Source organism: Hallella sp. (assembly GCF_037460745.1).
Taxonomy (GTDB): Bacteria; Bacteroidota; Bacteroidia; order Bacteroidales; family Bacteroidaceae; genus Prevotella; species Prevotella faecis.
In genome coordinates this window covers 1-26,739 of record NZ_JAXVAE010000116.1, presented here as the reverse complement: position 1 = coordinate 26,739, position 26,739 = coordinate 1, and the positions used below count along the sequence as shown (strand labels likewise).

24 protein-coding genes are annotated in these 26,739 nt (G+C 51.7%); 9 read left to right on the top strand and 15 right to left on the bottom strand.

What is annotated here, in order from left to right; genetic code table 11:
- Positions 1-102: 102 nt before the first annotated feature.
- Positions 103-1,635 carry a bifunctional GNAT family N-acetyltransferase/carbon-nitrogen hydrolase family protein gene (locus tag WKK33_RS07805; RefSeq protein ID WP_337568899.1) on the bottom strand — a complete coding sequence of 511 codons (1,533 nt, stop codon included), beginning with the start codon at positions 1,633-1,635 and terminating at the stop codon, positions 103-105.
- 151 nt (positions 1,636-1,786) lie between these two features.
- A complete protein-coding gene (locus WKK33_RS07800) occupies positions 1,787-2,422 on the bottom strand; it encodes an HAD family phosphatase (protein WP_337933231.1) in 636 nt (211 codons plus the stop codon).
- Between the two features lie 79 nt (positions 2,423-2,501).
- On the opposite strand from WKK33_RS07800, the gene WKK33_RS07795 reads away from it, so the two are divergent.
- Genes WKK33_RS07795 through WKK33_RS07770 form a run of 6 tightly spaced genes read left to right on the top strand, consistent with a single transcriptional unit; the run spans position 2,502 to position 7,243 of the window.
- Positions 2,502-3,359 (top strand): RsiV family protein, encoded by an 858-nt coding sequence (locus tag WKK33_RS07795; RefSeq protein WP_337746053.1) that lies wholly within the window; start codon positions 2,502-2,504, stop codon positions 3,357-3,359.
- Positions 3,360-3,368: 9 nt separating this feature from the next.
- Positions 3,369-3,989 (top strand): 16S rRNA (guanine(527)-N(7))-methyltransferase RsmG, encoded by a 621-nt coding sequence (rsmG, locus tag WKK33_RS07790; protein ID WP_337933230.1) that lies wholly within the window; start codon positions 3,369-3,371, stop codon positions 3,987-3,989.
- A 34-nt stretch (positions 3,990-4,023) separates the two neighbouring features.
- Positions 4,024-4,671 (top strand): MBL fold metallo-hydrolase, encoded by a 648-nt coding sequence (locus WKK33_RS07785; protein WP_337933228.1) that lies wholly within the window; start codon positions 4,024-4,026, stop codon positions 4,669-4,671.
- Positions 4,672-4,689: 18 nt separating this feature from the next.
- Positions 4,690-5,262, top strand: coding sequence for a crossover junction endodeoxyribonuclease RuvC (ruvC, locus tag WKK33_RS07780; RefSeq protein WP_337568904.1), 573 nt, complete (start codon positions 4,690-4,692; stop codon positions 5,260-5,262).
- A gap of 1 nt (position 5,263) precedes the next feature.
- Positions 5,264-6,745, top strand: coding sequence for an ATP-binding cassette domain-containing protein (locus tag WKK33_RS07775; RefSeq protein WP_337933226.1), 1,482 nt, complete (start codon positions 5,264-5,266; stop codon positions 6,743-6,745).
- Between the two features lie 12 nt (positions 6,746-6,757).
- Positions 6,758-7,243: a hypothetical protein gene (locus tag WKK33_RS07770; RefSeq protein ID WP_337468821.1), complete on the top strand. Its 486-nt coding sequence runs from the start codon at positions 6,758-6,760 to the stop codon at positions 7,241-7,243.
- A 731-nt stretch (positions 7,244-7,974) separates the two neighbouring features.
- On the opposite strand, the gene WKK33_RS07765 is transcribed toward WKK33_RS07770, so the two are convergent.
- From WKK33_RS07765 to WKK33_RS07755, 3 genes are all read right to left on the bottom strand, one after another.
- Complete coding sequence (locus tag WKK33_RS07765) at positions 7,975-8,565, bottom strand: Crp/Fnr family transcriptional regulator (RefSeq protein ID WP_337933225.1); 591 nt, start codon at positions 8,563-8,565, stop codon at positions 7,975-7,977.
- A 32-nt stretch (positions 8,566-8,597) separates the two neighbouring features.
- Positions 8,598-10,379 (bottom strand): translation elongation factor 4, encoded by a 1,782-nt coding sequence (lepA, locus tag WKK33_RS07760; RefSeq protein ID WP_287768597.1) that lies wholly within the window; start codon positions 10,377-10,379, stop codon positions 8,598-8,600.
- Positions 10,380-10,601: 222 nt separating this feature from the next.
- Positions 10,602-11,552 carry an alpha/beta hydrolase gene (locus WKK33_RS07755; protein WP_337933224.1) on the bottom strand — a complete coding sequence of 317 codons (951 nt, stop codon included), beginning with the start codon at positions 11,550-11,552 and terminating at the stop codon, positions 10,602-10,604.
- Between the two features lie 401 nt (positions 11,553-11,953).
- Between WKK33_RS07755 and WKK33_RS07750 the strand changes: the two genes are divergently transcribed.
- Positions 11,954-12,355 (top strand): hypothetical protein, encoded by a 402-nt coding sequence (locus tag WKK33_RS07750; protein WP_337568908.1) that lies wholly within the window; start codon positions 11,954-11,956, stop codon positions 12,353-12,355.
- 693 nt (positions 12,356-13,048) lie between these two features.
- Here the strand turns inward: WKK33_RS07750 and WKK33_RS07745 are convergent.
- The 10 genes from WKK33_RS07745 to WKK33_RS07700 are packed head-to-tail and all read right to left on the bottom strand — an operon-like array spanning position 13,049 to position 23,362.
- Entirely contained in the window at positions 13,049-14,518 is a 1,470-nt protein-coding gene (locus tag WKK33_RS07745; RefSeq protein ID WP_287768648.1) for an NADH-quinone oxidoreductase subunit N, read from the bottom strand.
- 31 nt (positions 14,519-14,549) lie between these two features.
- Complete coding sequence (locus WKK33_RS07740) at positions 14,550-16,073, bottom strand: NADH-quinone oxidoreductase subunit M (protein WP_215758751.1); 1,524 nt, start codon at positions 16,071-16,073, stop codon at positions 14,550-14,552.
- A 32-nt stretch (positions 16,074-16,105) separates the two neighbouring features.
- The gene (gene nuoL / locus WKK33_RS07735; RefSeq protein ID WP_337933222.1) at positions 16,106-18,064 is read right to left on the bottom strand and encodes an NADH-quinone oxidoreductase subunit L; all 1,959 of its coding nucleotides are present in this window, start codon (positions 18,062-18,064) and stop codon (positions 16,106-16,108) included.
- A gap of 9 nt (positions 18,065-18,073) precedes the next feature.
- On the bottom strand, positions 18,074-18,382 hold the full coding sequence (gene nuoK, locus WKK33_RS07730) for an NADH-quinone oxidoreductase subunit NuoK (RefSeq protein ID WP_215758749.1): 309 nt from the start codon (positions 18,380-18,382) through the stop codon (positions 18,074-18,076).
- Entirely contained in the window at positions 18,379-18,909 is a 531-nt protein-coding gene (locus WKK33_RS07725) for an NADH-quinone oxidoreductase subunit J (RefSeq protein WP_287768593.1), read from the bottom strand. Before WKK33_RS07725 ends, nuoK begins: the two co-directional genes overlap by 4 nt.
- Positions 18,910-18,915: 6 nt before the next feature.
- Positions 18,916-19,482, bottom strand: coding sequence for a 4Fe-4S dicluster domain-containing protein (locus tag WKK33_RS07720; protein WP_215758747.1), 567 nt, complete (start codon positions 19,480-19,482; stop codon positions 18,916-18,918).
- Positions 19,483-19,523: 41 nt separating this feature from the next.
- Positions 19,524-20,609 carry an NADH-quinone oxidoreductase subunit NuoH gene (gene nuoH / locus WKK33_RS07715; RefSeq protein ID WP_337469325.1) on the bottom strand — a complete coding sequence of 362 codons (1,086 nt, stop codon included), beginning with the start codon at positions 20,607-20,609 and terminating at the stop codon, positions 19,524-19,526.
- Between the two features lie 43 nt (positions 20,610-20,652).
- Positions 20,653-22,227, bottom strand: coding sequence for an NADH-quinone oxidoreductase subunit C (locus WKK33_RS07710; RefSeq protein ID WP_337933219.1), 1,575 nt, complete (start codon positions 22,225-22,227; stop codon positions 20,653-20,655).
- A 14-nt stretch (positions 22,228-22,241) separates the two neighbouring features.
- Positions 22,242-23,006 carry an NADH-quinone oxidoreductase subunit B gene (locus WKK33_RS07705; protein ID WP_215758744.1) on the bottom strand — a complete coding sequence of 255 codons (765 nt, stop codon included), beginning with the start codon at positions 23,004-23,006 and terminating at the stop codon, positions 22,242-22,244.
- Positions 22,997-23,362, bottom strand: coding sequence for an NADH-quinone oxidoreductase subunit A (locus WKK33_RS07700; protein ID WP_215758743.1), 366 nt, complete (start codon positions 23,360-23,362; stop codon positions 22,997-22,999). The genes WKK33_RS07705 and WKK33_RS07700 overlap by 10 nt, the downstream gene beginning before the upstream one ends.
- A gap of 386 nt (positions 23,363-23,748) precedes the next feature.
- On the opposite strand from WKK33_RS07700, the gene WKK33_RS07695 reads away from it, so the two are divergent.
- Both WKK33_RS07695 and WKK33_RS07690 read left to right on the top strand, forming a co-directional pair.
- Complete coding sequence (locus WKK33_RS07695) at positions 23,749-24,660, top strand: AEC family transporter (protein ID WP_337933218.1); 912 nt, start codon at positions 23,749-23,751, stop codon at positions 24,658-24,660.
- Positions 24,661-24,823: 163 nt separating this feature from the next.
- On the top strand, positions 24,824-26,739 hold a 1,916-nt coding region (locus tag WKK33_RS07690), incomplete at its 3' end, for a mechanosensitive ion channel family protein (RefSeq protein ID WP_337933216.1).

Here is a 26,739-nt window from a genome sequence, read left to right as displayed (position 1 = left end):
GCTCATGGCGCCCTATCACAAACGATGGCCGTCACACCAACCCCCATAAAAGCAAAGCCACCTGCTTTTCAAACCGGACAAGCAGGTGGCTTTTTACCTTTATTACTTCTTCTTCATTTCCAACTTATAGAGGTCGCTACGTCGATCGCGCAGGTTGCGAACCGATCCATACGTATGGATCTCATTGAGAAGCGTGAGGTCCACATCGCTCACGAGAATCATCTCGGTGTTAGGCGTGGCTTCCGAGCGCTTTCCGTTGGTGGGGAATGCAAAGTCGCACGGCGTAAACACAGCCGACTGCGCATACTGGATATCCATGTTGTGCACACGCGGCAGGTTGCCCACGCTACCGGCGATGGCCACAAAACACTCGTTCTCAATGGCGCGAGCCTGAGCGCAGATTCGCACACGCGAGTAGGCGTTCTGCGTGTCGGTCATGAAAGGCACAAACAAAATCTTCATGCCATCGTCGGCCATGAGGCGCGATAGCTCCGGGAACTCCACATCATAGCATATCACAACGCCAATCTTACCACAGTCGGTATCGAACGTTTGGATGTTCGAGCCACCCGACAATCCCCAACATTTCTGCTCGTCGGGCGTAACGTGGATCTTCTCGTACATATCGACCGTTCCATCGCGACGGCAGAGGAATCCCACGTTATAGAGGCCGTTGTCCTCCTTCAGATAAGGCATGGATCCCGTGATGATGTTGATGTTGTAACTGATAGCCAACTCACGGAAACGGTCGCGGATGCTCTCGGTATACTGGGCCATGGCGCGAATCGACTGGGCCTCGCCCATATCGTTGAACTTCGCCATCAATGGGGCGTTGAAATATTCGGGGAAGAGAATGAAATCGCTCTTGTAATCGCTCACCGCATCGACAAAAAACTCCACTTGCTCAAACAAATCATCAAGCGAGTGGTAGGGGCGCATCTGCCACTGTACCAGTCCGATACGCACCGTAGGACGCTTGTCGACATACGAGTCTGTTGGCGGTTGGTAATAGATATTGTCCCATTGGAGCAGCGTAGCGCAATGCTTCGACTCCTCGTCGTTGGGCAGATAGTTGCGCATGACACGACGCACATGGAAATCGTTTGACAGCTGGAATGTGAGCACCGGGTCGTAGATCTCACGCGAGCGCACACGTTCGATGTATTCCTTCGGCCGCATCTTGTCGGCATACTTGTGGTAATTGGGAATGCGTCCTCCAAACATGATGGCCTTGAGGTTGAGCTTCTCGCAGAGTTCCTTGCGGTATTCGTACATACGGCGCGCCAATCGCAGACCACGATAGTCGGGATGGATAAACACCTCAATGCCATAGAGAATGTTGCCCTTGGGGTTGTGGGTGTTGAATGTCTCGTTGCCCGTTACCTGCGCATAGGTATGGTCCGACTTCACCAGGTTGTAATCGACGATGATCGAGAGGGCGCAGCCCACAATTCTATCGTCGACAATAATAACAACCTGTCCCTCAGGGAAGATGGTTATGAGTTTCTTGATTTGAGCCTTGGTCCAAAACACATCCTCATCTCCGTAGATGCGCTTGAACGAACGGGCAAGCTGATCGTAGTCCTCCATCTGAAGGTTGCGCAGCTCCACTTTGTTGATGTTGTGAGTTTCCATCGTTATTCTGAATAATTAACCCCCATCGGCCATGAGGTCGAAACGGGTTGCATGATTGAATGTTATACCCCCGATCGGCCGTTAAACCGAAACGGGGTGTTAATAAGCTTATTTGTTATTCTTTCCTACCATTGGCGTTTCTGCACCATTCCTACTCTTCGAAGAGTGCGAGAATGGCCTCTGGTGTTGCGAAATCGCTAACCACGATGTCGGCATACTCCGCCACCACCTCACAGGGGTTGGTGGTGTCGAGGCCCACGGTGAACACCTTGGCGGCATTGAGCGACTTCAAGCCGTTTACGCTGTCCTCAAATCCCACACACTCGCTGGGATCGAAGCCCAATCTCTCGGCACCTTTCAGGTAGCCCTCAGGATCGGGTTTGCTACGGGTGAAGTCTTCGCTGGTGAGCACGGCGTCGAAAAAGCTCGACAATTCGGGATGGGCACGATACACGTTGCCCATCTTCTCTGCATTGCTGCTGGTAACAACGGCGGTCTTCACACCCCGCTCACGCAACGCCACAATGAAGGACTCGAAGCCAGGGATATACCGAAACGGCATGTTATGCTCAAACTCATTGAGGTCCTTGGTGATGCTGTCTTGGTCTGATTGGCGACCCGCAAAGTAGCGATCGTAAATTTGCACCAATGTGGAACCCTTGATTTTCTGCTCCAATCCGAGCTGATCGGGATAATACCGCTTAAACACGGAACCCCAGAACTGGGAGTAAAGCGGCTCGGTATCGAATACCACACCGTCGAGGTCAAATAATGCTGCCTTTTTCATTATTTAATTATTTTTGCCGCAAAGATACGAATAATTGTCGTAACTTTGCATAAATCAGACAAACAAGAAGGTTACGACCATGAAGAAAATCATTTTCTCCCTGACGCTGTTGCTCATGGTGTTGGCAAGTTGCCAATACAAGGGGGGCGCGGGTTCCGGCAGCGCCGTGCTGTCGTTCGACTCTCTGGTCATCGACTCCACCGTCCGCCTGAATCCCAATAGCGAGCAACCCAACGGCCATTTGGCGCTTCACCTCATCTACGCCAAGCCGCAATCCAACAGCGACGCGGCTGCCAAGGCCGCCAATCTGCTCAACGACAGTTTGCTGCGGTCGGGCCTTCTGCTGCCCGACTTTGCCGAGGGCGTGACACCGCCACAAACCCAAACGGAAGCTCCCTCCGTTTATATGATGAAGGGCGCACATCAGTTTGCTGAGGGGTTCTTCAAGATGTACTTGGCCGACTACAAGGACCTTTACCGCGACGACCAAGAGAGCGCACCGAGCTACAACCGCTCCTACACCGTGTTCACCCACGTGGAGCAAGGCGCCGACAGCATTGTCAACTACCTGGCCGACACCTATTTTTATGGCGGTGGCGCACATGGGCAGGCTGCAACGTGGGCCCGCAACTTCAATGCGCGCACAGGAGCCATCGTCCATCTGACCGACGTGTTGCGCCCAGGCTATGAGCGTCCACTGACCTCCATGATCGTGGCCAAGTTGGCTCGCCAGTTTAAGGTGAGAAACCTCAAGCAACTGCAAGACAGCCTAACCGTCTTTGCCTGGACCGGCCCTTACATCCCCGACAATTACATCATCAACGAGAAGGGCATCACCTTCATCTACAACCCCGACGAGATTGCCGCTCACGTCATGGGCGAGATACGTGTCACCTTCAGCAACAAGCAACTGTCTAAGTTGCTCCGTAAGAAATAAGCAATAAGCATGCAACATATCCTATCCAATTTTCCCCATCTCACCGACGAGCAGCAGCGCCAGTTTGCCGCGCTCGACGGCTTGTATCGCGACTGGAACAGCAAGATCAACGTCATCTCGCGCAAGGACATCGACAACCTCTACGTGCACCACGTGCTCCACTCATTGGCCATCGCCAAGGCATGCCATTTCAAACCGGGCACGCGCATCCTCGATTTCGGAACGGGAGGCGGCTTCCCGGGCATTCCGTTGGCCATCATGTTTCCCGACTGCCACTTCCGACTCATCGACGGAACGGGCAAGAAGGTGCGTGTGGCGCAGGAGGTGGCCGACGCCATCGGCCTGAAAAACGTGGAGCCTGTGCATCGCCGTGGCGAGGAGGAGAAAGACAAGTTCGACTTCGTGGTGTCGCGCGCCGTCATGCCGCTGCCCGACCTGGTGAAGATCATTCGCAAGAACATCAGCAAAACCCAGCACAACGCCTACCCCAACGGCCTGTTTGTTCTCAAAGGCGGAAACATCGCCGAGGAGACGCGCCCCTTCGCCAAGCTCTTGCAGCAAACACCCATCACCGACCTCTTCGACGACGAGTGGTTCAAGGAAAAGTATGTGCTGTACCTTCCGCTTTGATTAAAAGAGATAACCAACGAATAACAAGAACGTTATGCTACAAATAAAACGCTTCGTATGCAACGTCATACAAGAGAACTGTTACGTGGTGAACGATGAGACACAAGAGGCTGTCATCATCGACTGTGGCGCACAGTTTGAGGCTGAGCGCCAAGCCATCAAAAACCATATAGAGAGCAACCACCTGCGCCCCGTACACCTGTTGGCCACCCACGGACACGTGGACCACAACATTGGCAACAAGTTTGTGTTCGACACCTGGGGCCTGAAGGTGGAGCTTCACAAGGACGACGAGCCACTCATCAGCACCCTCTCTGAGCAGGCCGAGCAGTTTATGCGCCAGGAACTTGCCAAGGACGAGCAACCGCCCGTGGGCCGTTACCTGGAGGAGAACGACACCATTACCTTCGGCACCCACACGCTCCAAGTGATCGAGACCCCTGGCCACTCACAGGGCAGCGTGTTCTTCTGGTGCAAGGACGAGAAGGTGGCATTCTCGGGCGACACGTTGTTCCGCAACAGCGTGGGGCGCGCCGATCTGCCTGGCGGATCCATGTTCCTGCTTATCCAGAGCCTGCGAATGGTTTGCCAGCTCAACGACGACACGCGCATCTTGCCAGGACACGGCGAGGAGACCACCGTGGGCCGTGAGTTGGCGTCGAACCCATATCTCGACCGTTAACCGTCAACCCCATAGGCAATGGAGAAAACGGAGCGCATCATTCTCGGCATCGACCCCGGAACCAACTTCATGGGCTACGGCTTGCTGCGGGTAAGGGGCAGCAAGGCTGAGATGATGACCATGGGTGTCATCGACCTGCACAAGATGAGCGACCCCTATCTGCGCCTCGGAAAGATCTTCGAGCGCGTGACGGGCATCATCGACGAGTATCTGCCCGACGAGATGGCCATTGAGGCGCCTTTCTTCGGAAAGAACGTGCAGTCGATGCTGAAACTGGGACGGGCGCAAGGGGTGGCCATCGCCGCCGCCATACGCCACGACGTTCCCATCCACGAGTATGCGCCCATGAAGATAAAAATGGCCATCACGGGACAGGGACAGGCGTCGAAGGAGCAAGTGGCGGCCATGCTGCAACGCATCTTGCGGTTCTCGAAAGACGACCTCCCCAAGTTTATGGACGCCACCGACGCGCTGGGCGCGGCTTACTGCCACTTCCTGCAACTCTCGAAACCCGACACGGGTGAGCGCCATTACAACAGTTGGAAAGACTATGTGCGTAGCCACAAGGAGCGCATCGCAAACCAAGGATAACATGAAACACATCATAAACATAGCGGACGGGATAACACGAATGCCAGCGTGGCGCATGGCTCAGCCTGTGAACTTTACGCTCGACGAAGGCGAGAACATGGCCATCGTAGGCCCCAACGGGGGCGGAAAATCGATGTTGGTGGACATTCTCATCGGTCGGCACCCACTCTTGGGACGCGACCCGGAGTACAACTTTGCGCCAAGCGCCAAGCCGCTGGTGGCCGACAACATCAAGTATGTGACCTTCCGCGACGCCTATGGTGGCGACAACGACCGCAGCTATTACCTGCAACAGCGATGGAACCAACAGGAGATCGATGCGTCGACCCCTACCGTAGCCGATCGGTTGGAGAAGGCTTTCGCCCTCACTGGCGACGACACGGCGGAACGCCGGGCTCTGCAACGCCGATTGTACGACCTGTTTCGCATGAGGGCGTCGCTCGGAAAATACATCATATCGCTGTCGAGCGGTGAGCTGCGCAAGCTCAAACTGACCGAGGTGTTGCTGGCGAGCCCACGGGTGCTCATCATGGACAACCCGTTCATCGGTCTCGACGCGGAGACGCGCGAACAGTTGCAAACGCTACTGTCGACGCTCCCCGAGATGGGCATCCAACTCATCCTGGTGCTCTCGAAGAGCGACGACATACCAACGTTCATCACCCATGTGGTGGAGGTCAACAACATGGTGGTGCTTCCGAAGGTGAGCCTGGCCAACTACTTGGCGCATCGCGAGCCCACCCCTGCCCACGTGTTGGACAACGAGAAGGCCGAGGCCATACTGCGCCTGCCCTACAAGGAGCACGAGTTTCACAGCCACGAGGTGGTGAAGATGAACAAGGTGTGCATACGCTACGGGCAGCGCACCATCCTCAAAGACCTCTCATGGACGGTCATGAATGGTGAGCACTGGGTGCTTAGCGGACAGAACGGAGCGGGAAAGTCGACATTGCTGAGCCTGGTGTGTGCCGATAACCCACAGAGCTACGCCTGCAACATAGCGCTCTTCGGCATGGCGCGCGGAACGGGCGAGAGCATCTGGGACATCAAGCGCCACATTGGATATGTGTCGCCTGAGATGCACCGAGCCTACCAACGCGACCTGCCCGCCATACAGATCGTGGCCAGCGGACTGAAGGACTCCATCGGACTCTACGCTAAGCCGAACCCAGAGGAATACGACGTTTGCAGGTTCTGGATGGACATTTTTGGACTAAAAGGATTAGAAAACCACACTTTCCTGAAACTTTCCAGTGGTCAGCAACGTCTCATATTATTAGCGAGGGCATTTGTCAAGGACCCAGAACTGCTCATCCTCGACGAGCCACTGCACGGGCTCGACAACCAAAACCGCCAACTGGCAAAGGATGTGATAGAGACCTTCTGCAAGAGAAACAACAAAACGCTGATGATGGTGAGCCACTACAAGGATGAATATCCGGCGTGCATAGATCACCACCTGAAGCTTATCAGAAACGAATAAACAAGAATAAGAATGAAAAAAGCACTTCTAACATTTGCCATGTTATGCACCTTTGCACTGGGAACGCAAGCCCAGCAAATCTACAACGAGGTGATGAGAATGCAAGAGGAGTTCAAGACGATTAAGTATGACAAGAACAAACCCATGACGGAGCGCAAGACGGCTTCATTCAAGTGGGATGTCATCGAGTATATGTTATACAAGTCGAAGGACGACAACACGTTCACCGAGAAGCAACTGGGCATACAGACTTACGCCATGACGGAGTTTGTGAACCTGTACTTCAAGCGCCTCTCAGAGGCCAAGAACAGCACCAGCAAGAAGGAGATTGCCGTGGCACGCTTCAAGGCCGCCAGTCTGAACAACGTCTTGTTTGGCGACACCGACTACGAGCTCTGCCGCGCCTACGTGGACAACACCAACTTCCTGACGCCCTTCTCGCTCGACACCAACTGGGTGAAAGCCTTGGCAGAGATTCGCAGCAAGAGCTGGGACTAATCGCCACAAAGCCCCAACGGCTGGGGCGACAGCATGAAAGAAAACAGGCCCATTCGCAACATTATAGTGCAAACGGACGCAACCACATCAGCTTACCATCTGTAGGGATGGTAAGCTTTTTTATGGTCACCACTAATCAACCCCTATCAGGGGTTATATTTTAACCCCAATCGATCATGAGATCCTAACAATCCTCCACTTTCGTCTTAATTAACGATTGGGGCTAATGTATCATTTTGTCTGAATATTTGGTTAAAAAGATGGTCGTCAATGCCTTGTGAAATAGAACGCGAAAAGCCCGACTTTCTGCTTCGAGTGAGACGAACAAGCGTCGTGGCGTTACAAAAGATCAGGTGTTAAGATGCGAAAGGCCATGTATCGAGTTGCGAAAGGTAATGTATCGAGGCACCGTTAGGCAGGTTACGCATGACGATCGGGCATGTATCGAAACTCGAAACATGCCTTTTCGCAAGGCTCATGTTGTTTTGACGGATCGTCGAAGGTATGATAAAAACGCAAAACATTGATTATCAACCTGTTGTATAAACTCAGCGAGAATCGCTTATTTGCAGCCACAAGCACGTTCGTTCAGAAAAAACGTGTAGTTTTATATATAGATTGTTGAATAAATTCGGCTGTCTGTTTCAAGGTAAAGCAAAAAGAACTTACTACCCTTGCAGGATAGTAAGTTCTATGTGGTACGGACTTGTAATGTTCTTCTGTTAGGAAGGCTACAACGTTGCGGCTCTCACGCGACTCAGGGTCTCAGGAGTCATCTGAAGGTAACTGGCAATATAGTTCAGCGGAGCGCGCAGAACCACCTGCGGCAACAATTTGCACAAGCGCAGATAACGATTCTGAGCGGTCTCAAAACGCACCAGGTCGGCGTGTATCTGACTGAATATCAAGCTCTCCTCCAATATCTTACGATAGAGGATTTGGATGTTCACATTGTGCAAGGCCACCTGCTCCAAGCGATGCTTGGGAATGGCGTAGAGCAAGGAAGGCTCAAGCGCCTCCACTTGCAACTTGGTGGGCTCCTCCTTGAAGAGGCTTTCAATACACATGATGATATTGCCTTCGGTACCCATGTGCTCAGTTACCTCCTTGTCTTTCTTGATGTAGAACTGACGGATCAGTCCTTTGTCGATATAGAGAAAATCCTTACAAACCTCGCCTTCCGTCAGAATCAACTCACCCTTTGCGCATTTGCGCGGTACGAGTATGCTCTCCAAAATATCGAGCTCCTCATGAGTCATGGTGCTGTATTTGCGCGCCAACTCACGGGCTATATCTCTCGTTGAGTTTTGTAGTTCTTTCATTTTTCTCTCCAGATTATTGAAACATTTTAGGTTTAATCAAGTTTTAGCACAGCCAAGAAGGCTTTCTGCGGCACTTGCACGTTACCAATTTGCTTCATGCGCTTCTTACCCTTCTTCTGTTTCTCAAGCAACTTACGCTTACGGCTAACGTCACCACCATAACACTTGGCCAACACGTCTTTGCGCACCTGCTTCACCGTCTCACGGGCAATGATCTTAGCGCCAATGGCTGCCTGGATGGCGATGTCGAATTGTTGGCGCGGGATGAGCTCCTTCAGCTTCTCACACATGCGGCGACCCATCGTCACGGCGTTGCTCTCATGGGTCAGCGTGGAGAGGGCGTCGACGGGCTCGCTGTTGAGCAGAATGTCGAGCTTGGCCAGTTTCGACGGGCGATAGCTGTCGATATGATAGTCGAACGAGGCGTAGCCCTTGGAGATGCTCTTCAGCTTGTCGTAGAAATCGATGACGATCTCGCCCAATGGTATCATGAAATGGAGCTCCACACGGTTGCCCGACACATACTGCTGACTGAGCAGCTCGCCGCGTTTGTCCAAGCACAGGCGCATGATGGGACCGATGAAATTGGTGCCGGTGATGATGGTGGCACGAATATAGGGCTCCTCAATATGGTCGATGAGCGTAGACTCGGGAAGACCACTGGGGTTGTGCACTTCCTTGCAGCCTCCCTGCTTGTCGTAAACCATATACGACACGTTGGGCACGGTGGTGATGACATCCATATTAAACTCGCGGTCGAGGCGTTCCTGCACAATCTCCATGTGGAGCAATCCAAGGAAGCCACAACGGAAACCAAAGCCCAGGGCCTGTGAGCTCTCGGGTTGGAACGTGAGCGAGGCGTCGTTGAGCTGGAGCTTCTCAAGCGAGGCTCTCAGGTTCTCGTAGTCGTTGGGGTCGATGGGATAAACACCGGCAAACACCATGGGCTTGACCTCCTCGAAGCCGGAGATGGCCTTTTCGCAAGGTGCGTCGACATGGGTGATGGTGTCGCCCACCTTCACCTCGGTGGCCACCTTGATACCCGAGATAACATAGCCCACCTCGCCACAGCCGAGCTCATTGCGCGGCTCAAGGTCGAGTTTCAGCACACCCACCTCATCGGCGGTGTATTCCATGTCGGTCTGCACAAACTTCACCTTGTCGCCACGCTTGATGGAACCATTCTCGACCTTACACAGCACGATGATTCCGCGGAAGCTATTGAAGATGGAGTCGAAGATAAGGGCCTGCAACGGCTTGGCGGGGTCGCATTTCGGCGCAGGGATGCGCTTCACCACGGCCTCCAATATCTCGGGAACGCCCTCGCCGGTCTTACCACTGGCACGGATGATGTCTTCGGGATCGCAGCCGATGAGGTCTACAATCTCGTCCTCCACCTCATCGGGCATGGCGTTGGGCATGTCGATCTTATTGATGACAGGGATGATCTCGAGGTCTTGCTCGATAGCCATGTAAAGATTGGATATGGTTTGTGCCTGGACGCCCTGTGTGGCGTCAACAACGAGCAGGGCTCCCTCGCAAGCGGCGATGGAGCGCGACACCTCATAACTGAAGTCCACATGACCCGGGGTATCAATCAAGTTGAGCATGTACTTCTTACGGTCATACTCGTATTCCATTTGGATGGCGTGGCTCTTGATGGTGATACCACGCTCGCGTTCCAAGTCCATGTTGTCGAGCATCTGGTTCTCAGTGATCTTGATGGTCTTGGTATATTCCAACATACGGTCAGCCAAGGTCGACTTTCCGTGGTCTATATGGGCAATAATGCAGAAGTTTCTGATGTTCTCCATGAAATCAATTCTCTTTCGTGCAAAGTTAATAAAAAGAATTCACATAAGCCGTTCGATTCGACTATTTTTGTAACCAACTGCACAAATAAGGTTGCACGCCGAAACGTGATGGCTGATTTTCTTTGCGCGAGGTTACATTTGTGTTATGTCTTATGGTTATTGGGGTTAAAACGACAGGGCATTGTGGCTAATGGACCACCGCACGACGTCGAGCGCATAGGGTTACTCTTTCGCAAGAAACTGACGCACGCGCTCGGTGTACTCCTTAGGATAATCGGAATAAGAACAGGCATGCTGGGTGCCTCGTGTGACCCATTGTTCCTTGTAGCCATGGGTCTTGGCTTCGTAGAGCTGCTTCATCATGCAGAAGGGCACAAACGTGTCGGCATCGCCATGGATGAACAACATGGGGCGACGGCAACGACTCACCTGCTTCATGGGTGAGGCCTCGCCAAAGCTCCAGCCATTGACCACCCGGCACAGCAAGCTGGTACTATACATCAAGGGGAAAGCGGGAAGCGAGAACTGCTCTTTGAGTTGAACGGCAAACTCGTCCCACGCGCTGGTGTAGCCGCAGTCTTCCACAAAATGGGTGACGTATGCGGGTAGCTCTTCGCCCGACAGACACATGGTGGTGGCGGCTCCCATCGAAACGCCGTGAACCACGATGTTGGGCGCATGGGTGGAGTCGGCGAAAGTCTGGGCAGCCATCTCTGTCCAGCGTTTCACATCGAGGCGGTCGTTCCAACCCATGCCAATGGCGTCGCCCTCGCTGAGACCGTGGGCATGAAGGTCGGGCATCACCACGTTATACCCCAAGTCGCGATGGTACATGCGCCCGAGGTAGAGAAACTTCACGGCGCAATCCTTATAGCCATGTACCAACACGGCGGTGCGGCCATGAGCGGAGTCGGAACGGAAATACAGGGCATGATGGCGCTCACCCGATGGCATGTTAAGGAAGGTGTCGCGGAGAAGGCCATGCGACTGCATGCTGTCGACCCAGGGCTTCATGTCGGGCATGCGCTGGTACAAACGGGTATAGGCGCTGTCAAGGTCGGTGCGGTTAGGGTCGGGCGAGAGGGAGAAATTGAGCATATAGAAACTCGCGCCAACCGTTACCACGGCTACGAGAACAACAAATGCCAAGAGGGGTATTATAATCTTTTTCATCGGATAGGCTAATGATTGATTCTTTTATGAATGCAATAGGGCCATGGAGGCATCGATATCCTCAAACAGCCTTTTGGACCAAGGATTTACAAAGATAGGGCAAAAAGGACATTGAAACGACATCCGTTAACAAAAAATGGCTATTTTCTTTGTTTTTAACTATTGGTCAATGCTCTACATATTGGCAACAACCAACAAGTTCCTCAAACATCCCAACTTTTTCCGTCCTTCCATATCGCTTTATCTAAACGTTTTGTTACCTTTGCAAAAGATAGGCGGTGCTCGACCATTTGAGAACAAGCGCTCATGGCGCTCAACAAACCGCCAAGCAGCATAGACTACACACTAAGTCTTTCCATTCACAAGCTGCGTATAAACTAATAAAAATGCAAATACCAATTATGAAAAAGGCCATCATACCCATTCTCACGGCAGCCATTAGCATGACGCTGTTCACCGCTTGTCATCACGACTCATTGGAGGATCGCGCCGAGCGCGACGCCAGGGACTACACAGAGCGCTACTGCCCCACTCCCTTCACCGACAACCAGCGCACAGACAGCATTACGTTTACACGAGCCGACAAGACGTTCCACTATTTTTACACGCTTCGCGACGAAGCCGACAACGCAGAAATCATCAATCAGCACAAAGCCAGTCTGAAGCAGGCGCTGCAAGACGACCTTGACAAGAACACGCAAAGCAAGGCGTATAAAGATGCAGGTTTCAGGTTCCACTATGTGTTCAGGTCAGGCAAAACCGCAAAGGTCCTCTTTGAGCAAACGCTGAAAGGAAAGCACTAAACGCTCCCCCAAAGCAGGTGCACGGCAAACCCTCTACCCCACCCACAGGAAAAGCAAACCACAAAAAGAGGTTCTTCCGTTAAAAGCGTGGATATGCGCCCCGAAGGGACAAAAGCCCATAGCCTAGCGCATCGCCCAGGGAGGCCATTGGGTTTTACATACGCCCAGTAAAGGCAACAGCCTTCTATTCTATGCTTTTGCCCTTACAGCATGGCGCGTTGCTCTATCGCTACGATTCTTTCACCCTTTCAACCATTCCATATCTCATCTACGCATTTAACGGAAGAACCCAAAAAGAGGGCTCATAAAAGCCCTTACATAAAGCGAACCGCATAGAAAAGGGTTATAAAGAACCGCAATAATCGAACCGCAAAGAAAAGTAGTCTCGCGAAAGCCATTTTTGGCGACATATTTGTCGCCACCCCCCTCCCTCCAAAAAGCGCACCAAGCCGCTACCGCCTCAAAGCCCGGAGCGGCTTGGTGCATATAGCAACCCTCCTTACCGCTTACCATCACCCACTCATCATCGAAAAGCCATTATGCAACCTATGGTTCCACCGTTGCGAATGGCCAAAGAGCTAACATGCAACAAGCCACTTTGAAGAATTCTCCAAAGTGGCTTGTTCTATTTATAGTGTCAACCTATATACGGAATGAAACCGTCAAGGCTGACCAAGAGTGCCAACGCCTGAATTACATCACAGAAGCAGCGTGAATCCAGTTGTAAACGATGCTGCACACACCGAAGGCCACAACGCCCAGTGTGCAGATAGCTAAAGCCATCTTCGTGCTGCAAGAACTCTTGAAGGTGGGCAATGGATTCTCATTATCGCTGATGAACATGGCCTTCACGATGAGTAGGTAGTAATACAGTGAGATCACCGTATTCACCAAGGCGATGAACACCACTGCATAGATGGTGGCTCCAATAGCCGTGGTGACCTGTGCGCCATTGGCCGCAGCCATGAACACGAAGAACTTCGAGAACATACCTGCGAACGGAGGAATTCCACCCAATGAGAACAGAGCCAACGTCAGAAGGAAGGCCAAACGGGGATTGGTCTTATAGAAGCCATTGTAAGCGTTCATGTTGACAACACCACCGTTATTCTCCTCAACAGCTGCGATGATAGAGAACACAGCGAGGTTGGCCACCACGTAGATGAGCACGTAGTAGGACAGGGCTGTGACACTCATGGCTGAATTGCCAACCACAGCAAGCATGATATAGCCGGCCTGAGAGATAGAACTGAAGGCCATGAAGCGCTTCAGATCCTTCTGGTGGATGGCGAACAGGTTACCGATGGTGATTGACAACACGATGACAACCATCAACATGATCTGCCAATACTCCACAATGGGGGCGAAAACCTTCATCAGGATGGCGCAAAGAGCAAAGGCCGCAGCACCCTTAGAGGTAACGCTGAGATAACCTGTCACTGTGGTAGGAGCACCCTGGTAAGTGTCGGCTGTCCAGAAATGGAAGGGAACCAAGGAAATCTTGAAGCCCAAGCCGCTGAAGAAGAACACCATGCCAAGGATGCAAAGAGGAGTGGCTGAGATGTTAGCCATCACGTCATCGAAGTAGAGTGTGCCAGTGGCTGCATACAAGAAGCTGATGCCATAGAGCATAACGCCGCTTGAGAAGGTGGCGGTAAGAATAAACTTAGCACCAGCCTCGGCTGAGTTGTGACGATACTTATCGAACGCAACCAAGCAAGCCATAGGAACAGAAGCCATTTCAAGACCCAGGAAGAAGAGCAGGAAATGATTGGCAGAAACCATCATGTTCATACCCAACAGGGTAGCGAGAACCAACTCATAGAACTCACCCTCCTTGAAGTTGGTGTCCTCACGCTGTAACCACTCGCGCGACTGCACAAAGACAATGAGCACACTGAAGGCGAGGATAGTCTTAATGACACCCACGCTGCCATTGGTCATATACATGCCACCAAAAGCTGTGGAAGCCTCGGTGGGCCAGATGTTAATGAAGATATGGGCTAGCATCAGTACGCACACAAGAGGATTGAACCAGTTGCGGTTGCGTGCTTCGCCGGGTTTCTTTGCGGTAAACAGGTCTGTAATGAACACAATCATCAAAGCGGCCATCAAGGTCACCTCAGGGATCATGTTTAAAAACTGACTATAATCTATATTCATCATTGTTATATCCAAATTTAAAATTGATACATTACATACCTGCAACAGCACCAGTTCCCATGATGTGATGAATCATCGGGGCCACAGCATCGTTGATGATGTTCTGAGCCCACAGAGGAGCCAAACCAAGTCCGGCGACGCAGAGAATCAGTCCACCAACGGCAACGCGCTCATCCCAAGTGGCATCGGTCAACTTGAAGAACGACTCATCGGCAACCTTCTGGTAGCAGATCTTACCTACAACACGAAGGATGTAAACAGCCGTGATGACGATAGATGTACAAGCAATGATGGTGCAAGCGCGGTGGAACGTGTCGTTCACCTCAAAAGCTCCAACGAAGATGTTCATCTCAGCTACGAATCCTGAGAAGCCAGGAAGGCCGAGGTTGGCCAAACCGGCAATCACATAACCCACTGCGAGGAAAGGCATAACCTTCATCAAACCACCCAACTTGCGAACATCACGCGTACCAGCACGGTGATAAATCATACCAATGACGGCGAAGAAGAGGGCGGTCATCAAACCGTGAGAGAGCATCTGAAGAATGGCACCGGTGCAAGCGGTCTGAGTCATCATGACCAGGGCGAAGAGCACCATACCACAGTGTGACACAGATGAGTAGGCGTTGATGTATTTCAGGTCGGTCTGAACACAAGCCGACAGGGCACCATAGACCACAGAGATAGTGGTGAGGATCAAGAAGACCCAAGACAACTGCTGGGCAGCCTCTGGAAGAAGGTACATAGCCACACGGAAGCAACCATAACCTCCAAGCTTCATCAGCACACCAGCGTGCAGCATTGACACAGCCGTAGGCGCTGAAGCGTGACCATCGGGAGACCATGTGTGGAAGGGGAACAGAGCTCCGAGGATACCAAAACCAATGAAGATGAACGGGAAGAAAATCTTCTGGATGAAGGCGGGAATGGCGTGGAGCTGAGCAATCTCAACAACACTCATGGTGTACTGACCGCTAAACTGGCCATTGAAGAAATAGATACCAAGGATACCGATGATCAGAAGGGCTGAACCACCCATCAACATCAGGGTCAGCTTCATGGCTGAATACTCCTTAGGACCTGTACCCCAGACGCCAATCAGCAGATACATAGGAATCAGTGCCACCTCGTAGAACATGAACATGGTGAACAAGTCGACAGAGATGAAGAAACCATACACACCGACAGACAGCAAGGTGAACCAAAGGAAATACTCCTTCTGCATGGGGTGCTGCTGCCAACTGGCGAACGTACCTGTGAAGACGATGATGGAACTCAGCAGCAACATAACCACAGAGATGCCATCAACACCGGTTCTATAATAGATGTTGAGCGGTTCAAACCAAGGGATTGCCGTGCCGAAAAGGAAGGGATATTGTTCGGCAGGCATTGTCTCGCGCGCATTGACAAACGCTAAGACAAGGTAGATGGCAAGAGCAAGCAATGCCGTGGAGCCAACCACCATCACGCCACGAACCTGACTGTCGTTGCGAGCAAGCCACAAGGCCAGCAACATCACGACGGGTATTACGACGAATAATGTTAAAAATGTCATTTTCTTTTAGTTGTTTGGTGTTGGGATGTTAGTTAAATGCACAGCAGGATAAGTGTCAGAGCCACTGAACCCGTGAGGAACCAAACGGCATACTGGCGCACATCTCCACTCTGCCACGGACGGATGGCCTGACCACCCTCTTGTGTTGCCCAAGCTGAGAAGTTGAACATGCCATCGATAACGTGGCGGTCGAACCATGCAATGGGGATAGAGAAGCAACCAAAGACAATCTTGTGTGTGAAGAACTGCCAAGCGTCGTCAATGTAGAAACGATTGAGAGCGGCCTTGTGCAACTTAGGCATGGCGGTAGCCAACTTGTTGGGCAGCGGATTATGCTTCGGTGCGTACATGTAAGTAGCGAGAGCGAAGCCAATCGTTGCAACAGCCAAAGACATCCAAGCTGTGGCTCCGAAATGGAAGTGCTGCAAAGCAATCTCCTCAACGTGACCATCCAATGACACAAAGTGGCCGAAAGGTATCCAACCAGCAAAGATGCTGATCACTGACAAGAACACCAACGGACCCCACATGATGAAGGGAACCTCGGCGGGCTTGCGACGGTGGTCGGGATCCTGCTCGTAGTAACTGTCACCCCAGAAGATGACATAGTAAAGACGGAACATATAGAAAGCGGTCATACCACTAACCAATGTCATGAAGTAACCAAGATACGGTGAGAAGTGGAAGCAAGCGTCTACAATCTCATCCTTTGAGAAGAAACCTGCCAAAGGCCAGAATCCACTGATGGCAATCGTACCAATGAGGAAGCAGATGTTGGTGATAGGCATGTACTTATGCAATCCTCCCATGTACTCCTTGAAGTTGGAGCCGATGATGACAATGATGGCACCTGAGCAGAGGAACAACAAAGCCTTGAACATGGCGTGGGTGAACAGGTGGAACAGGGAAGCCATGTAACCAACGCTACCCTCACCTTCCATGGCTGTCACCACACCCAGGGCGGTGAGCATGTAAGCAATCTGAGAGATGGTTGAGAAAGCCAAGCCACGCTTAATATCGCTCTGGCAGCAAGCAACTGCGGCTGCGTAGAAAGCGGTGAAGGCTGCGATGTAAGCGATGTAATGCAAGGTGTTGGGAGCGTAAGCCACCCAAATAGGCATCAAAGCAGCTACCTGATAGACACCTGCCACAACCATCGTAGCGGCGTGGATAAGAGCTGACACAGGGGTCGGACCCTCCATGGCATCGGGCAACCAAATGTGCAAAGGGAACATAGCTGACTTACCTGCACCACCGATGAACATCAGGAAGAGCGACATCGGCAGGAAGTAAGCGGCTCCAGGCAACTTCATCACCAAAGAAGGATCGGCCGTCAGGTCATAGTTGAACGTTCCAACATAGTAGCTGTAGAACAGGATACCAATGAGGAAGAACAAGTCGGCGAAACGCGTAACGATAAATGCCTTCTTGGATGCGTGCACAGCAGCATGCTTGGGATAGTAAAAACCAATGAGCAGGTATGAGCAAACACCCACGAGCTCCCAGAACAGATACATCTGGAAGATGTTGGTGGCCACCACCAAGCCCAACATAGACATGGTGAACAAGCTCAAGTAAGCATAGAAACGCTGGAAACCAGGCTCATACTCCTCCTTCTTATAGTTCTCGTCACGCTCGGCCATGTAGCCAAACGAATAGATGTGAACCATGAAGGAAACAGTCGTAATGACGATGAGCATCATCACGCTGATAGGTGTCAGACGGAAGCCGATGTTGAAGGTCAACAGCTCAGTGAACTTCATCCAAGTGAAGTTGAACACCGTCACCGTGGGGAACAAACCGTCGGCGCCACGTCCCTCAGCGAAGAAATAGTTATAAGCCGTATAAAGGCTCATGCACCACAGCACACCCAGTACTGCCATGCCGATGAGTCCAGCGACGGGCTTCTTCATCTTCATACCGAGCAATCCCAAGACCAGGAAGCTCAAGAAGGGGAGAAGAAGTATTAAAAATGAATAACTGTATTCCATTGTGCGATATTAGAATTTCATGTTTTCAATACTGTTCACCTGGTCACTGCGATAGTTACGGTAAACGTTAATGATGATGGCCAAAGCCACGGCTGTCTCGGCAGCTGCCACTCCGATGGAGAACAACGTGAAGAACATGCCTTCAAGCTGACCAGGGAAGAGCAGGCGGTTGAACACCGCAAAGTTCAAGTCCACAGAGTTGAGAATCAACTCGACGGAGATCAGCATAGCCACAAGGTTGCGACGGGTGACAAAGCCAAAGACACCGATAAAGAACAACAGGGTGCTAAGCACCAAATAAAACTCTACAGGAATCATTTCTTGTCCTCCTTTCTTGCAATTAAGACACCACCGATGATACAAGCCAGCAGGAATACTGAGATGAACTCGAACGGCAGAACATACTGATACTTATCAGAACCAACAATGGCCTGCGCCACCTGGCTCATGTCATACTCCTCGATGGAACCTGCCACAGCTTTCACGATGAACTGGTTCTTCAGCAACACAACACCCACAGTGACCAGTCCGGCCAATGAGAGAAGGGCGCCCTGAAGTACACGCGACAGCTTGATGCGCTCGGTAAGACCTTGCAGAGAACGCTTGCTGACGAGCTGAATGGCAAACATATAAAGTACGGTGATACCACCGGCGTACACAGAAATCTGAGCTGCGCCAAGGTAGGTGTACCCCAACATGAAATAGATGCCTGCGATAGCGAAGAGCACGAACAGCAAGAATGTAACTGATCGCATGATGCTCTTGCTCATCACCGACAGGATAGCTGAGCCAAGGATGACTACGGCTAAGATGGTGAAAATAATGATATGCGCTAAACTTGCCATAGTCGGTTATTTGGTTTTAGTGTTAAACTCTCCAATTGTCAGAGGAGCGCCGCCATCAATGAGATTGGGCAACGAACCACCCTCATAGACCTCCTTGTCGAGGTGCAACACCAGTTTGGAACGGTCGAAGACCGCATTCTCAAAATCGTTGGTGAAATGAATGGCACCGAAGTTACATGCATTGACGCAGAGCTCGCAGAACATGCAGTCGCCAAGATCATAGATGTAATCGTCGAGCACCTTTGCCTTGCGCCCTGTCTCTTCGTCCGTCTCCATGTGCGACACAATCTTAATGGTGCCGTTGGGACATGCTTTCTCACACAGCGTGCAAGCTGTGCACTTGTAGTCGCCAACCTTCAGACCGCGTTTTACGGCCTGCGGGTCATCGAGGCTCTCAACGCGGCTGAAAACAAGACGTCCGCGGTGGCGAGGACTCACGTGCAACGTGGTCTTTCGGTTCTCAGGATACTGCTCTGTTGACTTAGGCGTGAAGTATTCCTTCATGGTCACCTTCAGGCCGGTAGCCAAAGTCTTGACAGCATCCTTAATACCGCCAAAATATGATTCAGACATATTTGATGATTTAATTTTTGTTTACGTTAATGATCCATGAATTAAAACGTCAGGCCGAGGGCCACACAAGCCGTCATAACAACGAGCGTGATGAGCGTGAGCGGCATGAGGTATTTCCACTCGAGTATCAGGATGTGGTCGATGCGAAGACGGGGGAAGGTCCAACGAACCCACATCAAAACCCAGATCACTGCAAGCGTCTTACCAATGAACCAGACAAAGCCAGGGATGTAGTTCATCACCGTGTCGAAGCCGTCAACACCGATGTTGAGCGGAGCCCAACCACCGAGGAAGATGGCTGCTGCCAAACCGGAGATAACCACAAGGTTCAGATACTCAGCCAGATAGAAGTAACCAAAGCCCATACCGCTATACTCAGTATGGTAACCAGCAGTCAGCTCACTCTCGGCCTCAGCCAAGTCGAACGGGCCACGGTTGGCCTCAGCGTTACCAGCGATAAGGAAGATGCAGAAAGCCACGATGGCAGGAATATGACCCTGAATGATGAGCCACTTCCAAGGGCCAGTCTGCGCCTCAACGATACCACTAAGCTGCATTGTGCCACAAAGCACAACTGCAATCACCATGCAAAGACCGAGCGACATCTCATAAGAGATCATCTGTACGGCACCACGCATGGCACTCACCACAGAGTACTTGTTATTTGAGCCCCAACCAGAGAGAATGACACCCAGCACACCAATAGAACTGATGGCGGTAATCATGAACACACCTACGTTGAAGTCGAGAACCTGCGCACCCTTGTTCCAAGGAAGGAACGAGAACGTACCCACACTGGCCACGATGGTCAAGCAGGGAGCGAGCGCATAGAGGAACTTGTCGGAACGGTCGACACCGAAGATCTCCTTGATGAGCATCTTCAGCACGTCGGCCAACACCTGGAAGACACCCCAGGGACCCACACGCATAGGGCCAAGGCGACACTGGAACCAGGCGCAGACCTTACGCTCAAAGAATATCATGAACATGGCAATGAGGGCGTAGATGGTCAGAATGATCAGGCCCACCATGACACATTCGATAAGGATTGACCAAAAATCACCGAGGCCAAGGGTCTGTCGGAGAAGGTTGTCAAACCATGTTGTAACTATTTGGAAGTCAAACATTGATGCGAATGTTTTGTTTTTACTATATTACCTTATTATATTATTAGCGGTCGAGATCGGGGATCACGAAGTCGATCGAGGCACCTGTAGCGATGAGGTCAGCCACTTTCTGTCCGCGCAACATCTTATCGAACGCACCTGCGAAGGTGAGACCCATAGGACGCATCTTCAAACGGTACGGGCTCTTGTCGCCACGGCTGTCGAGATAGACTCCAAACTCACCGGCTCCACCCTCAACGCTGGTGTACCACTGTCCCTCAGGAACCTTAATGATAGGCTTCTGCTTGATGTAGAACTCGCCCTCGGGGATGTTGTCGATCAATTGCATGATGATATCGAGGCTCTGGTAAATCTCCTTGATATGGATCATATAACGCTCCATAGAGTCGGCTCCAGTGCCAGTGATTTCCTTCCAATCGACCTTATCGTAGACGGCATACGGATGATTCTTACGAACATCGTTATGCCATCCAGCGGCACGACCTGCTGGACCTGTAACGCCGTAGTTGACGCAATCCTCAAGATTCATGTAGCCCACACCCTCCAAACGCTTGTGGGCGATGACGTTATCACCAAAGACATCGAGGTACTCCTGCACCATGGGGCGCATGTAATTACAGAATGCCTTGGTGTTTTGCACGAAGTTGGGATCGATATCGTCCTGCAAACCGCCAATGCGGTAATAGTTCTGAATCAGACGACCACCCGTGGTCTCCTCCATAACGTTGAGCAGATGCTCACGGTCGCGCATGCAATAAAGGAATGCGGTAAGAGCCGAGAGGTCCTGTGCGCAGGTTCCGAGGAAGAGCAAGTGGTTGTCGATACGCTGCAACTCATCCATAATGGTACGGATGTACTGGATGCGTTCTGACAGTTCCACGCCCATAGCCTCCTCAATGACAGACACCAACGCATGGCGATGGTGCATGGCGCAGAGGTAATTGAGACGATCGGTGAAAGCCAAGGTCTGAGGATAAGTCATGCTCTCCATCATCTTCTCCATACCACGGTGGATGTAACCGAGATGGGGATAGATATGCTTGATGGTCTCACCATCGACCACAGTCTGCAAACGCAGCACACCGTGAGTAGACGGGTGGTTAGGGCCAAAGTTGATAACGAAGTCGTCATCGTCGAACAGGCGGTGCTTGGTTTCCACCAACTCGCCATCCTTGGTGAGGTTCCACTCTGAAGTCCAGTCGCTCTCGGGCTCATCGGTCATAGGGAATTGGTTCTTCTCGGGACTCATGTCAAAGTCCTTACGGAGAGGCCAACCCTCAAAGTCGTTACGCATAAAGAGGCGGCGCATATCGGGATGACCGAGGAACTTAATGCCGAGGAAGTCGTAAACCTCACGTTCCAGCAAGTCGGACGAAGCCCAAACATGATAGATCGAAGGTATCACATACTCATCGCCCAGCTGCTTAGCCAACTGCTTCACACTGATGCGCTCATGGGTCTGTGTGTTCTCAAGGATGTAGATGCAGCCCAGCCCCTCCTCGGGTCCAAAGTCCTCACCCACAATCGTCACAAGGTAGTCGAAATGCTTCTCTGTCTTCAACTTCTTCATTTCTGCGAGGAAGTTGTCAAAGCCGAATTCTATATTACTCAGTTTCATTTCTTACACCTTATTTATTTGTTAACCTTATACTGCTCACCCTCGGCAGCCAGAGCGTCGAGCTCCTTGCCGAGCGCCTCAACGGTTTCCTTGTTGGGCGATTTCTTCACGATGATAGGCTCCTTGTTACCGATCTTGGCACCAGAGAGGTTCTCGTTAGAGATGCCATGCAATCCGCCGAGGCTCATGCTGGTTTCCTTCTCCTCGTGGGTCATCTTGTGGTTGGCTCCACCGAAGAACTTCTCCACCTTCACCTTACGCTGCAACTGCATCATACCATAGAGAATGGCCTCGGGACGGGGAGGGCAACCCGGCACATAGACATCGACGGGCACAATCTCGTCGATGCCGCGCACCACGCTATAGCTCTTCTTGAACGGGCCGCCCGAGATGGTACAACCACCCACGGCCACCACATACTTTGGCTCGGCCATTTCGTCATAAAGACGCTTGAAGACAGGAGCCATCTTATTGGTGATAGTACCAGCGCACATGATCAGGTCGGCCTGACGTGCAGAGTTACGTGTCACCTCGAAACCGAAGCGCGAGAAGTCGTAACGGGCGCAACCCACAGCCATAAACTCAATACCGCAGCACGACGTACCGAAAGTCAGTGACCAAAGGGAGTTGCTGCGTCCCCAGTTGATAACTTGGTCCAAACTGCCAAGCACCACATTGACACCACCATCGTTCAGTTCTCTGGCGATGTCCTCCAGGGTCTCATTATCCTTAAACTCGTCGTAAGGAATGCTCTTGATGTGTGGTTTTCTTACTTCCATTCGAGTGCTCCTTTCCTCCAGGCATAAGCCAGACCAAATACCAAAACAAGCAGGAAGAATCCGATGCTCACGAGAGCATAGGGTCCCACTCCTGCTGCAACATACTGCTTGACAGCCACTGCCCACGGATAGAGCAGAACGGTCTCGATGTCGAACATCAGGAAAAGGATAGCGAACAGATAGTAACCCACGTTCATGGGCATCCAACTGCTACCTCGGGTGGGAATACCGCACTCGAAGGGCTCACCTTTTACCGGATTGTAAGAGCGCGGACCAATAAGCTTGGCTACGACGAATGCGCCGGCCACCAAGGTTAATGCCGTCAATACAACGGTAATCAACAAAGTGAAATTCATAAAAATATAACGTTATTTTAGATAATCTGTTTAGATACGCTTAAGCGACCGCAAAGGTAATAAATCTTTCGGTAACATTATCATCTTTTAACGAAAAATATCGGATTGAAGGAGGATGTTTTTTCAAGACTGCAAAGTTTGGCAAGCAAAGATTCGTCATCAATAACCGACGTATCGTTACCAAACCAAGGCAAATACAGGCATTAAGAACGAAATACACGCAAAAGTCCACTTCCCTGACACAAAAGACGCCATATCACGAACGTATGAACACTTAGCACAAATCAATCTCAAACATTTGGTGTTTTCGACGAATCTACGTACTTTTGCAATCCCGACAGCGAGCATCACTTCCCGACAAGACTGCCCCTACTAAACAAAAGAATATGATAGAAAACATAGAAGTGATGGTGGTTCTCTTCATCATCGTATTATTAGGTTACACTCTGTGCAAACTGGGCTACATGGGCGACAAGTTCGACCAGAAACTATCGGCCATTGTCATCGACGTCACCTGCCCCGCCTTGATACTCTCATCCGTCATGGGCGACCGCATGCCCGACCGCACACTCATTCTCCCCCTGCTGGGCGTAGGTTTCCTCACCTATTTTGTATTGCTCATCTTCGGTTTCTGGGTACCGCGCCTCATCAGCAAGAATCACGACGAGCAGGGCATGATCGGCTTCGCACTCATGTTTGCCAACGTGGGGTTCATCGGTTATCCCATTGTCTCATCCATCTTCGGCCCAGAGGCCGTGTTCTACGCCGCCCTTCTCAACATGCCCAACACGTTTTTCATTTTCACCGCGGGCGTGATGCTTGTCAAGGGCGAATACAGCATCAAGCAACTCAACCCCAAGGTGCTTTTCTCGCCAGCAATGATTGCCGCCTTTCTTGCCGCGCTACTCGTGGCGTTGGGCGTGCGAACCCCAGATGTAGTGGGACGCCCCATCACCATGGTGGGCGCCATCACCGTACCTGCGGCTCTCATGGTCATCGGTTCATCAATGGCGCGGCTGCCGTTGCGCCAGATTGTAGGCAGCCCGAAGGTCTACGTGTCGTCAGCCGTCAGACTGCTGGTAGTGCCGTTATCGGTCTACGCCCTCTTCCGCTTTTGCGGTGTCAGCGACATTGTCAACAACATCAACACGGTGGTCATCGCCATGCCAGTGGCGTCGTTTGGCACAATGTTCTGCATGAAGTATGGTCGCGAGCCATCGCTAATGACCGAGATCACGTTTGTCACCACCGTGGCCTCTATTGCCACCATACCCCTTGTCACACTGCTATTCAGATAGGAAGGCCAACACGAAAAGCCTTTCAGCCGCCCCACCAAACGCCAACTTCCACTGTTTCTTGCGACATAACAAGAAACCGAAAACAACCACATCATTTTGTGGGTACGGGCAGAATGGTAAGTGAAATTCTTTTTATACCTTTGCAAGAAAATAGACCATTTACATGAAGACAAGATCGTTCATCATCACCCTGTTGCTCCTGTTGGCCGTGCTACCAAGCAAGGCTGTGCTCAAGGAACGCAACTTGGCCGGCACGCTGGCCATGCTACGCATCGAACTGACCGAATACCGCCAAAAGCTCGAAAGCGAGACGGGTGCGCGAAAGGAGCAGAGTCAACAGGTAATGAACCAACTGCTGGCCACAATGAACAAAAGCCAGCAGAATGCCATCATGCTTTATTCGCAGAAGAACGGCTACGTGTTCGACCTGTCGTACGCATGCCATGAGGCTACCGAACAATACAAGACGTTCAAGAACACCGTGGGGCCCTTCCGATCGTACGTGGAGAACGCCAATGTGGAGATTGCACGCTTCGACAGCCTCATCTCCGACCTCAGCAACATGTATGTCGCCAGTCTTTCTGAAAGAGCCAAGATCGACCGCAACGTGTGCCTCACATTGGCTGTCTACATCCGTCGCACGCTCAACGAGAACCGCTCACAAAACCAGATGTATATCAACATTTACAACCTGACTGAACAGCGACTCAAGAATCTCAACGACTACGCCAACAAGCGCTATCAGGAGATACAAAGCAGCATCTTCACCAACAGTGGCGAAAACGTCCTTACGGTCATCGAGAACCTAAACGGTGCAGTGAAGGAGACCACCGAAACGGTCATCGAGAAATACAAACCCACCAAGAAATTCAAGTCGGACTGGGACAGTCGCATCATACTCATGCTACTGGCCATCATCGCCTTCTACGGCATCCTTGCCGCGTCGATAGGCTACTTGGTCATTGGCTTTGTGGTGACCCGCCTTGTTAGGCACAACAAGGCCGACTTCGTGCTGCGCTGGCTCTTCGGTGATACAAGTGGCAACGAGGCCAAGGAAAACTTCAAGGCGAAACGCATGTGCATCATCCTGGCCGCCACGGTCATCATCTTTGCCGCCACACTGGGCGTGGTACGCATCTCCATCTCACAAAACTTCCTTATCATGGCATCGGGCCTGCTTGTCGAATACGCATGGCTCATGGGTGTCATCCTGCTGTCGCTGCTCATACGCCTCGACGGCAAGCAGATCAAGCATGGCCTTCGCATCTACGTGCCCATCATGGCCATCTGCTTCCTCGTCATCACGTTCCGCGTGGTGCTCATTCCAAACATCCTGACGAGCATCATCTTACCTTTCGTGTTGCTTGGCAGCACCGTATGGCAATGGATAGCGCTCAAACGGAACAAGGCTGTTCTCCCCTCGTCGGATGTGTTCTATGCTTGGGTGTCGTTTCTTGTGTTCCTGGCCAGCGACGTAGCCTCGCTCATCGGTTACACACTGCTCGCCGTGGAGATGCTGATATGGTGGACCATGCAGCTCACGTGCATACTGACCATCAACTGTTTCTCCAACATTCTCAAGCGCTATGGCAGTCATCCCAACCGCTGCTTCTTCGACGATAACACGCCGGTGAGCCGCACATGGTTCTTCCGCTTCGTCTACACGGCTGTGGCGCCCATTATGGCTACCTTTTCTGTCCTCATCAGCATCTATTGGGCTGCCGACGTGTTCAATCTTAGCGACACATCGTGGGAATTGTTTAACCGTCGCCTCATCGACACCACCAAGTTCACCTTCAGCATCATGAGGGCAGTGCAGGCAACCACACTCTTCTTTATAGCCTCCTACGTCAATCGCGTATCGATTCACGTGCTTTACTACCACCTCATGAACCGTGAGACGCGCAAGGCCAAAGAGGAGAAACGCAAGGCCAGCACGCAAGCGGTAACGAGCCGCATCGCCATTTGGCGCAACCTCATCCAGGTGCTCATTTGGGGCACATGGTTGCTCATCACGATGATTATCTTCAACATCGACAATTCATGGATCGTGGCCATCTCAGCAGGTTTGTCAACGGG